Consider the following 13,676-nt stretch of genomic DNA (forward strand, 5'->3'; position numbering starts at 1 on the left):
AACGGTCAATTCCGCTGCGATTAAAGGCGCGTTTCCCAAGGCCTCACTGAGTATCACACATCCACTCTTGCAAACCTTGCACCCATTTCGCGGCCGGCAGTTTGGTTTGCGCGCGAATTTCAGCGGCGCGCGCAAACAGGACATCGAAGTCGATGGCCGGTGCTTGTTTGAAGGCGATCGCGACGGTGTTGGCATCATGCACCAGCGGCAGCCAGACCACGGCGTCGAAGGCGTTTTCCAAGGCTTCGAGGTGGGCGGTGCAGGTGGCGGCATAGTTTTGCGGGTCGCCGAATAAATTCACCGTCAGCATGCCCTGTTCGTTGAGACAATCGGCACAGGCTTGATAGAACGCCGCGCCACCCAGCGCTGGCGCTGCTGCGCTGGCGTCGTACAGGTCAACCTGCAGGACATCGAGCGTGCCGTGATGGGCGCGCTCATTGACGAATTGCAGCGCATCCATGCACAGCACTTGTAGACGGGTGTCGTTCGGTGGTAATTTGAAATGCTCGTGGCAAGCTTTGATGACCAGCGGATTGAGTTCGATCGCCGTGATCTGCGCTTGCGGAAACTGGCGGTAACAAAACTTGGTCAGCGCCGCCGCACCGAGGCCGAGCTGGGCGATGTGGCGCGGGTCATCGGTAAACAACAACCACATCATCATCTGTTGCACGTATTCGAGCTCGATCTGATCGGGCATGGCCATGCGCATCGAGCCTTGAATCGCATCCGAGGCCAAGTGCAGCGAGCGCACGCCGATGAATTCGGAAATCGAAATTTCCGGTAGCAAGGGTGGCAGGATTTGGTACGTGATCAAGCTCATGCCGCGACCGGCCAGGCGCTCAATGCTTCGGTTTGCTGCATGCTGTGCCAACTCGGACGGGCGCAGACCAGCTCGGCCAAGCCGCGTAAGGCCGGCCAGTCGGTGGCCGGGCGTGGCATCGCGCGCGACCAGCGCATGAGCATGGCGAGCATCAGGTCGGCACCGGAGAATTGTTGACCCAGCAAGTAGGGGCCGTGCGTGCGCAGATGTTGATCGAGGTGTTCCCAGATGCGGGCAATTTTCTCTTGCAAGGCCGTGCTCAGTTCCGCCGGATGGCTGGCGTAGCCGAGATCGCTCGGATAAAACCACAGGCGAAAGGCCGGTTGCAAGTTATTGCATAGATAAATAAGCCACTCGCGCCAGGCCTCGTGCAGCGCGCTGCCGCTGGCCGGTGCCAGCGCTGACTGTGGATGGCGCTCGGCTAACAACATCAGCAAGGCGGCTGATTCGACCCGCGCCGCACCATCGACGATCAGGGTCGGTACCACGCCGGCCGGGTTGATGGCCAGGTAGTGCGCTTGTTTTTGCTGGCCGCTGGCAAAGTCGACTAATTCCAAGCGATGGGCTGCGCCAGTTTCGAGTAAGGCCAGATGGACCAGCATGCTGGCAGTGCCGGGTGAGTAATAGAGGGTGTACATGCGTCAGTTTTCATTCAGAGGTGAGGGCTGCCGGTGGCACACCGGACAAGCGGGATTGGCGGCAATGCTGATGCTGTGCCATTCCATGCTGAGGGCATCGAGCATGAGCAGGCGACCGTTGAGCGAGCGGCCGATCTGCATAATCAGTTTCAGTGCTTCGGCCGCTTGCATGGCACCGATGATGCCGACCAGTGGCGCGAACACGCCCATGGCCGAACACAGCACTTCTTCAAACACTTGATCGGGTGGAAACAGGCAAGCATAACAGGGGGCGTCGGCTTGGCGCCGATCGAACACGCTGATCTGGGCATCAAAGCCGATTGCCGCCCCCGATACCAATGGTACGCCAGCTGTGACGCAGGCGGCGTTGAGGGCATGACGGGTCGCGAAGTTATCGCTGCAATCGAGTACCACGTCGGCCTGTGCTACCAAGTCGGCGAAGCCGGCGGCATCGGCGCGCTGTTGCAGCGCGATGATATCGATCTCGGGGTTAATTTGTTGCAGCGTGTGTTTGCCGGATTCGACCTTGGGCTGGCCGATGCGGGCGGTGGTGTGCAGAATTTGTCTTTGTAAATTGGTCAGATCGACCGTGTCGTGGTCGACCAAGGTGATGCGACCGACGCCGGCACTGGCCAAGTACAAGGCGGCCGGCGAGCCGAGTCCGCCGGCACCGATGATGAGTGCGCGGGCGACCGAAATTTTCTGCTGACCTTCGATGCCGATTTGGTCGAGCAGAATGTGGCGCGAGTAACGTAAGAGTTGTTGGTCGTTCATGTTGTTGTAAAAAAGGCCGCTGACGCGGCCTTTGGTTTATTTTTTCTTCAGTTCGGATTTGCTGTCTTTATCGGATTTCTCCGCACCCGACTCATTTTTACTTTCTTTACCATCTTTCAGATCTTTGGCTTCGGTCACCTTGACTGGCAAGCCTTTGAGGTGATTGAGTGCTTGGGTCAACTGGTAGTCGTCTTTGCTGCCGTATTCGAGCGGCTTGCTTTTCTTGGCCAAGGCGATCAGGCGTTGCTCTTCTTCGAGCTCGTCCACCTTAGGACGCACGGTTTCGGCTTCCTTATCGTTGCTCAAATGTTTTTGCAAGTCGGCTTCACGGGTGCGCAGGCTGTTGAAGCCGTCGCCTTCCGCAGTTTCTTCGACGTTCAGATCGGGTACGATACCTTTGGCTTGGATCGAGCGGCCATTCGGTGTGTAATAGCGTGCCGTAGTCAGTTTGACGGCGGTATCAGCGGAAATCTGGCGTATCGTTTGTACCGATCCTTTGCCAAAACTTTGGGTGCCGATGATGGTGGCGCGCTTGTAATCTTGCAGGGCACCGGCGACGATTTCCGAGGCTGAGGCCGAACCGGTATTGATCAATACCACCATCGGTACGTTTTTGATCGCTTCCGGCAGTTTTGCCAACGGGTCGCTGACGGTGCGGCCGGTGTAAAACTCGCGCTTGGCATAATAGGTGGCTTTCGAGTCCGGCAATTGGCCATTGGTCGATACCACGGCGACGTCTTTCGGCAGAAAGGCGGCCGACACACCGATAGCGCCCGGCAATACGCCGCCCGGATCGTTACGCAAGTCCAGCACCAAGCCCTTGATCGATGGATCCTGGGCATACAGCATCTGGATTTTTTTTGCCATGTCTTCGACAGTCGGCTCTTGGAACTGCGAGATTCTCAGCCAGGCATAGCCGGGTTCGATGATCTTCGCTTTCACGCTTTGCTGTTTGATCAGTTCGCGCGTGATGGTGACGACGATAGGCTTGTCTTCATTTTTGCGGGCGATGGTCAGGGTGATCTTGGTATTCGGTTCGCCGCGCATTTTTTTAACGGCTTCATCGAGTGACAAGCCCTTGACCTGTATCGAATCGAGTCGGGTGATCAGATCGCCGGGTTTCAGGCCAGCGCGGTAGGCCGGCGAATCTTCGATCGGCGAAATGATTTTGACGTAGCCGTCTTCCATGCCGACTTCGATGCCAAGGCCGACGAATTTACCTTGGGTACCTTCTTTAAGTTCTTTGAAGGATTTTTTATCGAGGTAGGCAGAATGTGGATCGAGCGAGGCGACCATGCCGGTAATAGCTTCTTCCAACAGCTTTTTATCTTCCACCGGTTCGACATAATCTGATTTGATCAGACCGAAGACATCTGCCAACTGGCGCAGCTCTTCTACTGGCAGCGGGCTGCCGGCACTTTTTTGGGCCAACGCAGAAAACTGCATCGATGCTGCCACGCCGGCTACCATGCCCAGGCCGATTAAGCCGAAATTCTTGAATTTACTGCCCATGATTCACCTAATGCCTATTTAACGACGATCCAATTAAGCGGATCAAATGCCCGTCCTTGATGACGGATTTCAAAGTATAAACCGGATTCTTCATTGCCGCCGCTGTTACCTGCATTGGCAATTGTATCGCCAGCTTTGACGCTGTCGCCGACATGTTTCAATACTGCCTGATTATTTCCGTAAATGCTCATGTATTGGTCGCCGTGAGCAATAATAAGCATATTTCCGTAACCTTTATACCAATCGGCAAAGATCACTTTGCCGGCGGCGATCGCTTTGACTTCGCTGCCCTCGGCCGCTTTGATGAATAAACCTTTCCAGGTCGGCCCATCGCCACGTTTGCTGCCGAATTTGGCCAGAATTTCACCCTTCAAAGGCGCGCGCAGTTGGCCTTTGAGTTTGTCGAATTCGCCGCTTGGTGGCGCTTCGCTTTTAGCTTGTTTTGGGGCTTCGTCGGCGTCGATCGCATTCGGGTTGGTTTTTTTGCCGGACTTTTTATCTGCCGCAGCTTGTTTAGCGCGTTCGGCTTTGGCTGCCGCGATTCTTTCTTGGCGCTGTTTTTCTTCCTGTTCTGCGCGGACTTGCTCGGCTTTGGCTTGATCTTGAATCAGTTGATCCAGACGTGAGACCAGATTACTGAGCCTTTGTTCATCTTTTTGTAAATTATCGGCTTGTTTTTTTTGTGCATACAGTTTATCGGATAACTGGCTGACCAAGCTGGCGTGCTTTTTCTTTTGTGCTTCGAGCGCGGCTTTGTGGTCGTTCTGCTCTGCGGCGATGTCGCTCAGATCGTCTTTAGCATCTTGTGCGGCGCGGGTGTTTTGTTCCACTGCGGCCAAACTGGTGCGCAAGCCGGCGATCAGTTTGGCCTGCGTTTGCGAGATGTACCCCATGTATTGCAGCTCGCGGTTGATGCGATTCGGGTTGTCACCCGAGAGCAGCAGTTTGATGCGGTCACTGTCGCCGCGTATGTACTGGCTGCGCAGGAAGGTCGACAAACGATTTTTTTGTCGCTCCACCTGAGCTTGCAAGGCTTCTTGCTGCTGTTGTAACTGCGTCAACTTGGTTTCGGTTTGCTGTTGTTCTTGCTGCAGGTCGCGTAAAGAGCGGTTGGCTTCGGAAATTGCCTGCTCCGACTCTGCCAACGCATCGCTGGCGTGGCCTTTGGCGTTTTCGGTTTTGTTGATGTCGGTTTTCAGTGCCTTGAGCTGCTGCTGCAATTCGGCGCGCGCGCTCTCGGCCTTGGCTTTTTGCTGGGTACGCGCCGTGCTGGCGGCCAGCGCGTCGGCCGCCGGGCCTGTCAAGGACAGGCCTAAGAAGCCGAGGCAGAGCAGGCGGACGACTGCTGCCATCAAGGCTTTACGGCTTTGCCTTGGCTGGCTACCGCTGCCAGCGAGGCGGCGATGGCAGCTTGGTCGCCAAGGTAGTAGTGACGGATAGGTTTGAGATCGGCATCGAGCTCATAGACCAGCGGTTGACCGTTAGGAATATTGAGGTTGACGATGTCTTCATCGCTGATTCCGTCGAGCATTTTAATCAAGGCGCGCAGGCTGTTGCCATGGGCGGAGATTAAAATCCGTTTGCCGGCACGGATAGCCGGGGCGATGCTGTCATCCCAAGCCGGCATGACGCGGGCCACGGTATCCTTCAGACATTCGGTCAGGGGAATGGCCGCATGATCGAGGCTGGCATAGCGCGGATCATCGAACGAAGCGCGCTCATCGTCGGCGCTCAGTGCTGGCGGCGGAGTATCGTAGCTTCTGCGCCACACTAATACTTGCTCATCGCCGTATTTGGCGGCGGTTTCGGCTTTATTCAAACCTTGCAGGGCGCCGTAATGGCGCTCATTGAGGCGCCAATCGTGCTCAATCGGCAGCCACATCAAATCCATTTCGTCGAGCGTGCCCCAGAGGGTGCGAACGGCACGTTTGAGTACCGAGGTGAAGGCCAAGTCGAAGCTGAAACCTGCTGCTTTGAGTAACTGTCCGGCCGCGCTGGCTTCGGCCACGCCCTTCGGGGTCAAATCGACATCGGTCCAGCCGGTGAAACGATTATCGAGGTTCCAAGTGGATTCGCCGTGGCGCATTAATACGATTTTATACATGGTCAATGTCAAGGTAAGTAGGTAAGTGATATGTGCAATCAGCATCTATTTTATAATGACGAGCTTCTGATAACCATTTTTACTACTGGAAACTTGTGAAATTCATTCTTGATAATATTTTTCTGCTCGGTATAGCCCTCATTTCCGGTGGCGCTTTGCTCTTTCCTTTGCTGCAACGTCGCGGTGCCAAGCTCTCGCAGTTACAGGCAACGCAATACATCAATCAGGGAAAAACCTTGGTTTTGGATGTGCGCAATGCCGAAGAATTTGCTGCAGGGCATTTGCCTAACGCCAAAAATATTCCGCTCGCCGAGCTCAATAAGCGCTTGAAAGAAATAGAAAAGTCCAAAAGTACAGTTGTCATCACCGTTTGTGCGACTGGCGTGCGTTCTGCCAGTGCCGTAGCGGTATTGAGCAAAGCCGGCTTTGCTCAAGCCTTCAGTCTCGAAGGTGGAAATGACGCCTGGAAAACCCAAGGCATGCCAATCGTTAAGTAAGCAGGAGAAAAACCCTATGAAAGCCCCAGTTCTGATGTACAGCACCGCCGTTTGTCCGTATTGCACGATGGCAGAGCGTTTGCTGAAAGCCAAAGGCGTTGAAGAGATAGAAAAAGTGCGGGTCGACCTCGATCCGGTCGCGCGTGAAACGATGATGAGCAAAACCGGTCGACGCACGGTGCCGCAGATTTACATCGGTGCGACCCATGTCGGTGGCTTCGATGATCTGTCAGCCCTCGATCGCGCCGGTAAACTCGAGGCTTTACTCAATTCTGAAGCTTAACAGTCGATTTTTTCCGGATTTTGTTTTGTTTTTTGCAACAAATGCCAGTTTTCGCCATCTTGTTGCTACAATGGTGGGACGCGATCTTGAAACGATAGGAAATGACCTTATCTGTGGCGTTGCGTTGTTGTAAAACAATATTAACCCTTAGAATTTAGAGAGCTCACATGTCTGATGAAAATCTGCAACCCGTATTTCAAATCCAACGCGTTTATTTGAAGGATTTGTCGCTTGAGCAGCCAAATTCTCCAGCGATTTTCCTCGAACAGCAAGCTCCTGCGATCGAAGTGGCCGTTGATGTCGGCGCAGACAAGCTGGCGGACGGTATTTTCGAATCGACCGTCACAGTAACTGTGACGGCAAAAATTGGCGATAAAGTGGCCTTTTTGGTTGAAGGTAAGCAAGCTGGTATTTTTGAAGCGCGCAATATTCCGGACGACCAACTGGATCCTTTGCTTGGTATCGGTTGCCCGAACATTATCTATCCTTACCTGCGCTCGAATGTTGCCGATGCAATAACTCGTGCCGGTTTTCCGCCTATCCATCTGTCGGAAATTAACTTTGAAGCATTTTACGCTCAACGTTTGCAGATCGCTGCCGATCAAGCCAAAGCGGCTGCTGACGGCACAACTGTCGAAGCACCGACCACGATTCAGTAATTTTGCTGCAGGCGGTCTAGCGGCCGTTTGCTGAAAGAAAAGCATGCGCAGTGTGATGGGATTTGCCTGTTCGATGGTGCTGGCTATAAGTGCATCCGCGCAAGGTTTGGAATTTCGTTCTATCGGTAGCGCGGCGGTGGTGATGTATGACGCGCCATCGGCGAAGGGGGGGAAATTGTATGTCGCTCCGCGCGGCATGCCGGTTGAGGTGGTATTCAGCTCGGGTGCCTGGAGTAAGGTGCGCGATGTGGCGGGCGACCTCAGTTGGGTAGAAACCAAAGATCTGATCACACGACGTAGTCTGATTGTGCGCGCGGCAACGGCAAAACTCTACAGCAATGCCGATGAAAGCTCGACTTTGTTGCTGGTCGCTGATAAAAACGTCTTGTTTGAAATGGCCGAACCGGCCAGTGGCGCTTGGGTCAAGGTCAAACACCGCGATGGCCAGATTGGTTATCTGAAAGTCAGCGAGGTCTGGGGCTTATAATTGCTGGCGCAGCGTAGAAAAGGGACAGCTTGCTGTCCTTTTTTATTTTGTTGGCATTTTGTTGGTATTAATTTATTTTTGCGCCCGCAGCGGGCGGGCAAGGACTCGAATGAACATCAGCGTATTGGGTGCTGGCGCTTGGGGTACGGCGGTGGCTTTGGCACTGACGGCTAAAAATCAGGTGCTGCTGTGGGGGCGGAATTCGCTGGCTATGGCGGCATTGCAGTCGCAGCGTGAAAACCACGCGTATTTGCCCGGCTTTAGGTTTCCCGAACAATTACAGATCAGTGCCGAGCTCGATGCTGCACTCATGCATGCCGCTGGTGAGCAGGGTTTGCTGGTGATCGCGACTTCGGTATCGGGTTTGCGAGAGACCTTGACGGCAGTGGCCGGCTCGGCCGTGTGTAATGTGGTTTGGTTGTGCAAGGGCTTGGAAGAAGGCTCGCAATTGCTGCCGCATCAGATCGCCGAACAAATTTTGCCCGCCACGGTACGTACCGGGGCCTTGCTGGGGCCATCATTCGCTCAGGAAGTCGCGCGCGGTTTGCCGTGCGCACTGACCATCGCCTCGACTTCCGAACAATTATGCCAATTGGTGGTGCAGGCCATGCATGTCAATAGCATGCGCGTGTATAGCAGCGATGATTTGGTCGGGGTCGAAGTTGGTGCTGCGGTTAAAAATATTCTGGCTATCGCTACCGGGGTGGCGGATGGCTTGGGCTTGGGTTTGAATGCCCGAGCCGCCTTGATTACCCGCGGCTTGGCAGAAATCAGCCGGCTAGTGGTGGCGCTCGGTGGACGGGCAGAAACCATGATGGGTTTGACCGGTATCGGCGATTTGATTCTTACTTGTACCGGCGATTTGTCACGTAACCGGCGTGTCGGTTTGGCGTTGGCCGAAGGGAAATCGCTGGCCGTGATCGTGGCGGAACTCGGCCATGTCGCCGAAGGCGTGCGGTGCGCGCGCGCAGTGCGTGAACTGGCGCGGGCCCACGGCATCGACATGCCGATCACCGAGGCGGTGGCGGCGGTATTGTTTGACGGTATTTCTGCCGCTGACATGATCACGCGCTTGTTGGCGCGTGATGCCAAGCCGGAGGGCGGCTGAAGCTGCTTTAGCCACTCTAGCCACTGACGCAAGCGCAATGGCGGTCCACCGCACGCTCCTGTTTACAAGATATAGCGCGACAAATCTTCGTCGCTCGACAGGGCTTGCAAACGCACATTCACATAGTCGGCATCGATGACGATGGTTTTTCCGGCATGTTGATGGGCTTCGAAAGAAATTTCTTCCAGCAGTTTTTCCATCACCGTGTACAAGCGCCGCGCACCGATGTTTTCGGTCGTTTCATTGACTGAATAAGCAATGCCGGCCAAGCGTTCCACGCCCTCGTCGGTGAATTCCAACTGCACATTTTCGGTTGCCAATAAGGCTTGGTACTGCCGCGTCAGGCAGGCGTCAGTGCCGGTCAAGATGCGTTCGAAATCGGCAATCAGCAGCGATTCGAGCTCGACGCGGATCGGGAAGCGTCCCTGCAGTTCCGGGATCAGGTCGGATGGCTTGGCCAAATGAAAAGCCCCGGAAGCGATGAAGAGAATGTGATCGGTCTTGACCATGCCATACTTGGTATTGACGGTGGTGCCTTCCACCAGCGGCAGTAAATCACGCTGCACGCCGGCGCGTGAAACTTCAGCCCCGCCGGTATCGGAACGCGAGGCGATTTTATCGATTTCGTCGAGGAAGACGATGCCGTTTTGCTCAACATTGCGCAAGGCTTCTTGTTTCAATTCTTCTTCATTGACCAGCTTGCCGGCCTCTTCTTCGATCAATAGCTTACGTGCCTCGCTGATCGGTAATTTGCGCGACTTTTTGCGGGCGTTGCCAAGACCGGAAAACATGGTCTTGATTTGCTCGGTCATTTCTTCCATCCCTGGCGGTGCCATGATTTCCATATGGGGCACGGCTTCGGCAACATCGATTTCGACTTCCTTGTCATCGAGCGCGCCTTCGCGCAGGCGTTTGCGGAAGGTTTGACGGGTGGTATTTTCGCTGCTGCTGCCGGTTTCGCCAGAGTCCGGGTGGATGCCGAAATCACGCGCCGGTGGTAACAGCAGGTCGAGCAAACGCTCTTCGGCGGCATCGACGGCGCGTTCTCTTACCAGGCGGGTAGCGCTTTCACGGGTTTGCTTGATGCCGATGTCGACCAGATCACGGATGATGGTGTCGACATCGCGGCCGACATAACCGACTTCGGTGAATTTGGTGGCTTCAATTTTAATGAATGGTGCATCGGCCAGTTTTGCCAGCCGGCGCGCAATTTCGGTTTTCCCCACCCCGGTCGGGCCGATCATGAGGATGTTTTTCGGCGTGATTTCGTGGCGCAGCGGTTCTTGCACCTGCTGGCGGCGCCAGCGATTGCGCAAGGCGATGGCGACGGCGCGCTTGGCCTTACTCTGGCCGACTACGTGTTTGTCGAGTTCGGCGACGATTTGTTCTGGTGTCATGTTCATATTATTTCCTTTACGGTGCTGACGCGGCGCGCGCGGCGCGGCAAACGCTTATTCCAAGGTTTCTATGGTGTGAGAAAGATTGGTGTAAATACATAATTCGCCGGCGATCGTCAGTGATTTTTTGACGATCTCTATCGGTGATAAATCGGTATTTTCATACAAAGCGATGGCGGCCGATTGCGCAAATGTACCACCGGAACCGATGGCACCGATACCAAGGTTCGGTTCCAGCACATCGCCGTTGCCGGTGATTACCAAAGTACTGTCTTTGTCGGCGACCAGCAGCATGGCTTCTAGCCGGCGCAGCATGCGGTCGGTGCGCCAATCTTTGGCCAACTCTACCGATGCACGCATCAGGTGACCTTGATGTTTCTCTAACTTCGCTTCGAATCGTTCGATCAGCGTGAAGGCGTCGGCCGTGCCGCCGGCAAAACCGGCCAGCACTTTATTGTGATACAGCTTGCGCACTTTGCGCGCCGTTCCCTTCATGATGATGTTGCCAAGAGTAACTTGACCATCACCACCGAGGGCGACAATATTGCCGCGTCGCACCGTCAAGATGGTGGTGCCGTGAAATTGTTCCATGAAAAACTCCAATATGGTGGCTGATTGCGCGGGTGCGGGTAGCCCGGGGCAGATCGGCGAAGAGCACACTTTGCCCCTCGTGTTGAAAGAAATTGGGGCGCGGCAGTCGAATTACAAGGAGAGTTTCAGCGCAACAGGTGGTGAGATCAATGCTTGCGCAGGGTAATGCTGGCGATATTTTTCAAACCCATCGCATTGAACAGCATCATGACCAAATAATTGACTTCTTCGAACTGTATCACCATACCGCTTTGTGCCGCAATCGGTGCTAAACCATTGAGCAATTCGGCCGAGGCACCGAATTCCACCCGTTCCAGCCGCGAGCAATCGAGGCGCAGCGGGTTGTAGTGCTCCGCTTGTTCGAGCAGGCGCGCGAGCAGACTGTCGAGCTTGCCTTCTATGCTGGCTGGCATCAAGAAGCAGTCAGCATGGGCCGACTGCGGCTCTGCACTGAGGCTAGGGAATGAGGTGGTGACCTGCATCTGTGGCGCTTCAAACGAGGGCGGCGAGACTTCGAAGGTGATGCAGTAATCCATGCTGGCTTCTTCGAACGCGCGTTCGAAATGCAGCAATTGTAAAATTTCCAGCAGCAGTAACCATGGTGCTTCGGTTTCGTCGCGTCGGCCAACTTGCAGGATGCTACGGATTTTTTCTGCCAAATCCTGGGCCCCGACGAGCATCAGGTCGTGCTTACTCTTTTTGAAGTTTCTTAAGATCCGCAGCAATAAGCCGCAAGCAACCGGATCGACTTGTTTGACGCGCGAAAAGTCGAGGCGCAGTTGCTGGCTCTTGCTACCGGTAAGTTGTAGCTTTTCCAAAAGCTTGACGATGCTGCTGTCTAACTTGACTGGAAAGATCACGCTCGGTATCGCCGCGCTGGCATCGATGTCGTCTTGCATTTCGCCGCTGGCTTGGTACTCCGGCCACAACGGCGGCGAAGTTTCGAATTTGTTGGCGTAATCGAGTGACAAGCTCTCGAACATATGCTGATTGCCGGTGATGCGATAGAGGTCAAACAACATTTGCCAGCCGATTTCGGTGGCGTTGCCGAGTTGTTGATGGTGTACGGCGGCGCTGAGCATCTGTTCAGCCACGTCGTTTTGACCGCTGGCGAACAGAATCGCGGCTTCTTCCAGTACCGGTACCGATTCGCTGTAGGACAGGGCGCCGGCGTGAATTTCGGTATGATGGCCGAGCAGGTAATCGGTCGGCAGCGTCATCGGCAAGGTGGTTTCAAAATCGATGAAGGCGGCACGTCGATGAATGGGCTGGGTGTGTGCGCCGATATCGAAGCTCGGTTCCGGTGTGGTCAAGGCACTTGGCTTGACCAGATCGGCTTTGCTGACGACGGCTGGGCGCGTCTTGACGATGTCGCGGGACATCTCAAATTCGATGGCGTCAATTTTTCGTTCAGTGGCGCGGGCGATATGCCTTTGCGTAATCAGGGAGTTGCTGAGAATTTCACTATCGGCAAACTCCGTAATGACGGAATTGGCAGTTTTCGAGCGCGCTTTTCTCGTAGGCGATTTCTCCGCCGAGCCATCGCTTTTGCCACTCGTTTTTTTACCGAAAAGAGAAAAAATCCCCACTTTGTTCCCAAAAAAATTTACGCCAAGACAGCGGCAAACAATTGATGAGCTTCAAGTATATTCTGAATTAAGATCGAATAGTGCGCCACGCAAATCAATGCTGACACGCATCATTTTGGGGATTAGTTGGAAAATTAATAAATTTGCATAAAATCTGCGATTTGCGCTTATCTTTAGGTTTACTTCGCATTTTTTCAGCTATTTCTACAATTAGAGTAAGCATTCCAGCTCTAAGTTTTTACAATTCGTAACATTGTAGTGTTGGTAAGTGCATATCGTTATGCATGGTGAACGATTTTTCATCAAAAATCTGACTAGGGTTTGAAACCCCGGCCTTCAGAGGCTGTCGCAAAAGCCTGATGGACGTTTTTTACACCTGAAACACCGCATACCTCGTCATTCCCGCATGCTTTTGGCGGGAACCCAGCGTCGTTTTTTACACTGAAAATGCCACAATTTCTGGCATTTTCAGTTAACCACGAACGCCGCTGGGTTCCTGCCAAAAGCGCGCAGGAATGACGTGGCCACCAGTCAGGGTAATGATACCGACTCACTACGCTTTTGCGACAGCCTCTTTTGGCCGGTGAGCGACGAAGGAGCGACGCGATGGGAGGGGATGCAAACCCCTTCCAGAGTCTTTTCCATCGTCGCTTGCGACGATCCATTAAATTGTTCAAAATCAGTACCGGTGCTGCCGTCGTGTCGCGCTGGGAGTGTTGTGGCTGGCCAAGTAGCAACGTCGCCCGGTCTCGAATGAGGCGGGCGACGTCGATGCAGAGGGCAGTGATACTGCGGTGTAAAGCGCGGAAATTAATCGCCGTACAGTTTTTGCTTCATTTCACGTCTTTGCTGCGCTTCCAATGACAGCGTGGCGGTCGGACGGGCCAACAGACGCGGTACGCCTATCGGTTCGCCGGTTTCTTCGCACCAGCCATAGTCACCTTCGTCGATGCTGTTGATGGATTGCTGCACTTTTTTAAGTAATTTGCGTTCGCGATCACGCGTGCGCAATTCCAACGCATGTTCTTCTTCTATCGTGGCGCGGTCGGCCGGGTCTGGGACCAACACCGTTTCACGCAGATGCTCGGTGGTTTCATCGGCATTCTTCAGTAAATCCTTTTCAAGCTGTTGCAAACGGGCCTTGAAAAATGCCAGTTGTGCAGCGTTCATGTAGTCCTTCTCTACCATAGCGAGGAGTTGTTCCTCGGTGAGCAGAG

At 54.3% G+C, this 13,676-nt stretch carries 17 protein-coding genes; 7 read left to right on the forward strand and 10 right to left on the reverse strand.

Annotated elements, in window-relative coordinates:
• Positions 1 to 43: 43 nt before the first annotated feature.
• Genes RHM61_RS07185 through gpmA form a run of 6 tightly spaced genes read right to left on the reverse strand, consistent with a single transcriptional unit; the run spans position 44 to position 5,848 of the window.
• A complete protein-coding gene (locus RHM61_RS07185) occupies positions 44 to 820 on the reverse strand; it encodes a spermidine synthase (protein ID WP_322250447.1) in 777 nt (258 codons plus the stop codon).
• Positions 817 to 1,458, reverse strand: coding sequence for a glutathione S-transferase family protein (locus RHM61_RS07190; RefSeq protein ID WP_322250448.1), 642 nt, complete (start codon positions 1,456 to 1,458; stop codon positions 817 to 819). The genes RHM61_RS07185 and RHM61_RS07190 overlap by 4 nt, the downstream gene beginning before the upstream one ends.
• 3 nt (positions 1,459 to 1,461) lie before the next feature.
• The gene (locus tag RHM61_RS07195; protein WP_322250449.1) at positions 1,462 to 2,232 is read right to left on the reverse strand and encodes a molybdopterin-synthase adenylyltransferase MoeB; all 771 of its coding nucleotides are present in this window, start codon (positions 2,230 to 2,232) and stop codon (positions 1,462 to 1,464) included.
• 36 nt (positions 2,233 to 2,268) lie between these two features.
• Entirely contained in the window at positions 2,269 to 3,744 is a 1,476-nt protein-coding gene (locus RHM61_RS07200; protein WP_322250450.1) for a S41 family peptidase, read from the reverse strand.
• A 14-nt stretch (positions 3,745 to 3,758) separates the two neighbouring features.
• Positions 3,759 to 5,096, reverse strand: a complete 1,338-nt coding sequence (locus RHM61_RS07205) for a murein hydrolase activator EnvC family protein (RefSeq protein WP_322250451.1) — start codon at positions 5,094 to 5,096, stop codon at positions 3,759 to 3,761.
• Positions 5,096 to 5,848, reverse strand: coding sequence for a 2,3-diphosphoglycerate-dependent phosphoglycerate mutase (gpmA, locus tag RHM61_RS07210; protein ID WP_322250452.1), 753 nt, complete (start codon positions 5,846 to 5,848; stop codon positions 5,096 to 5,098). The genes RHM61_RS07205 and gpmA overlap by 1 nt, the downstream gene beginning before the upstream one ends.
• Positions 5,849 to 5,943: 95 nt before the next feature.
• Here gpmA and RHM61_RS07215 point away from each other — a divergent pair, with 95 nt between their 5' ends.
• From RHM61_RS07215 to RHM61_RS07235, 5 genes are all read left to right on the forward strand, one after another.
• The gene (locus tag RHM61_RS07215) at positions 5,944 to 6,345 is read left to right on the forward strand and encodes a rhodanese-like domain-containing protein (RefSeq protein WP_322250453.1); all 402 of its coding nucleotides are present in this window, start codon (positions 5,944 to 5,946) and stop codon (positions 6,343 to 6,345) included.
• A gap of 16 nt (positions 6,346 to 6,361) precedes the next feature.
• Positions 6,362 to 6,628 carry a glutaredoxin 3 gene (grxC, locus tag RHM61_RS07220; protein WP_322250454.1) on the forward strand — a complete coding sequence of 89 codons (267 nt, stop codon included), beginning with the start codon at positions 6,362 to 6,364 and terminating at the stop codon, positions 6,626 to 6,628.
• Between the two features lie 167 nt (positions 6,629 to 6,795).
• Complete coding sequence (gene secB / locus RHM61_RS07225; RefSeq protein ID WP_322250455.1) at positions 6,796 to 7,287, forward strand: protein-export chaperone SecB; 492 nt, start codon at positions 6,796 to 6,798, stop codon at positions 7,285 to 7,287.
• Between the two features lie 43 nt (positions 7,288 to 7,330).
• A complete protein-coding gene (locus RHM61_RS07230) occupies positions 7,331 to 7,774 on the forward strand; it encodes an SH3 domain-containing protein (RefSeq protein ID WP_322250456.1) in 444 nt (147 codons plus the stop codon).
• Positions 7,775 to 7,883: 109 nt separating this feature from the next.
• Positions 7,884 to 8,882: an NAD(P)H-dependent glycerol-3-phosphate dehydrogenase gene (locus RHM61_RS07235; protein WP_322250457.1), complete on the forward strand. Its 999-nt coding sequence runs from the start codon at positions 7,884 to 7,886 to the stop codon at positions 8,880 to 8,882.
• A gap of 62 nt (positions 8,883 to 8,944) precedes the next feature.
• On the opposite strand, the gene hslU is transcribed toward RHM61_RS07235, so the two are convergent.
• Complete coding sequence (gene hslU, locus RHM61_RS07240; protein ID WP_322250458.1) at positions 8,945 to 10,285, reverse strand: ATP-dependent protease ATPase subunit HslU; 1,341 nt, start codon at positions 10,283 to 10,285, stop codon at positions 8,945 to 8,947.
• 48 nt (positions 10,286 to 10,333) lie between these two features.
• Complete coding sequence (gene hslV, locus RHM61_RS07245; protein ID WP_322250459.1) at positions 10,334 to 10,870, reverse strand: ATP-dependent protease subunit HslV; 537 nt, start codon at positions 10,868 to 10,870, stop codon at positions 10,334 to 10,336.
• Here hslV and RHM61_RS07250 point away from each other — a divergent pair.
• A complete protein-coding gene (locus RHM61_RS07250) occupies positions 10,869 to 11,036 on the forward strand; it encodes a hypothetical protein (protein ID WP_322250460.1) in 168 nt (55 codons plus the stop codon). The genes hslV and RHM61_RS07250 overlap by 2 nt on opposite strands.
• On the opposite strand, the gene RHM61_RS07255 is transcribed toward RHM61_RS07250, so the two are convergent.
• On the reverse strand, positions 11,017 to 12,252 hold the full coding sequence (locus tag RHM61_RS07255; RefSeq protein WP_322250461.1) for a hypothetical protein: 1,236 nt from the start codon (positions 12,250 to 12,252) through the stop codon (positions 11,017 to 11,019). The genes RHM61_RS07250 and RHM61_RS07255 overlap by 20 nt on opposite strands.
• Positions 12,253 to 12,352: 100 nt before the next feature.
• On the opposite strand from RHM61_RS07255, the gene RHM61_RS07260 reads away from it, so the two are divergent.
• Complete coding sequence (locus tag RHM61_RS07260; RefSeq protein ID WP_322250462.1) at positions 12,353 to 12,610, forward strand: hypothetical protein; 258 nt, start codon at positions 12,353 to 12,355, stop codon at positions 12,608 to 12,610.
• A 659-nt stretch (positions 12,611 to 13,269) separates the two neighbouring features.
• Here RHM61_RS07260 and dksA read toward each other — a convergent pair.
• Complete coding sequence (gene dksA / locus RHM61_RS07265; protein WP_322251055.1) at positions 13,270 to 13,674, reverse strand: RNA polymerase-binding protein DksA; 405 nt, start codon at positions 13,672 to 13,674, stop codon at positions 13,270 to 13,272.
• Positions 13,675 to 13,676: the final 2 nt, after the last annotated feature.

The organism is Undibacterium sp. CCC3.4 (assembly GCF_034347425.1).
GTDB lineage: Bacteria > Pseudomonadota > Gammaproteobacteria > Burkholderiales > Burkholderiaceae_D > Undibacterium.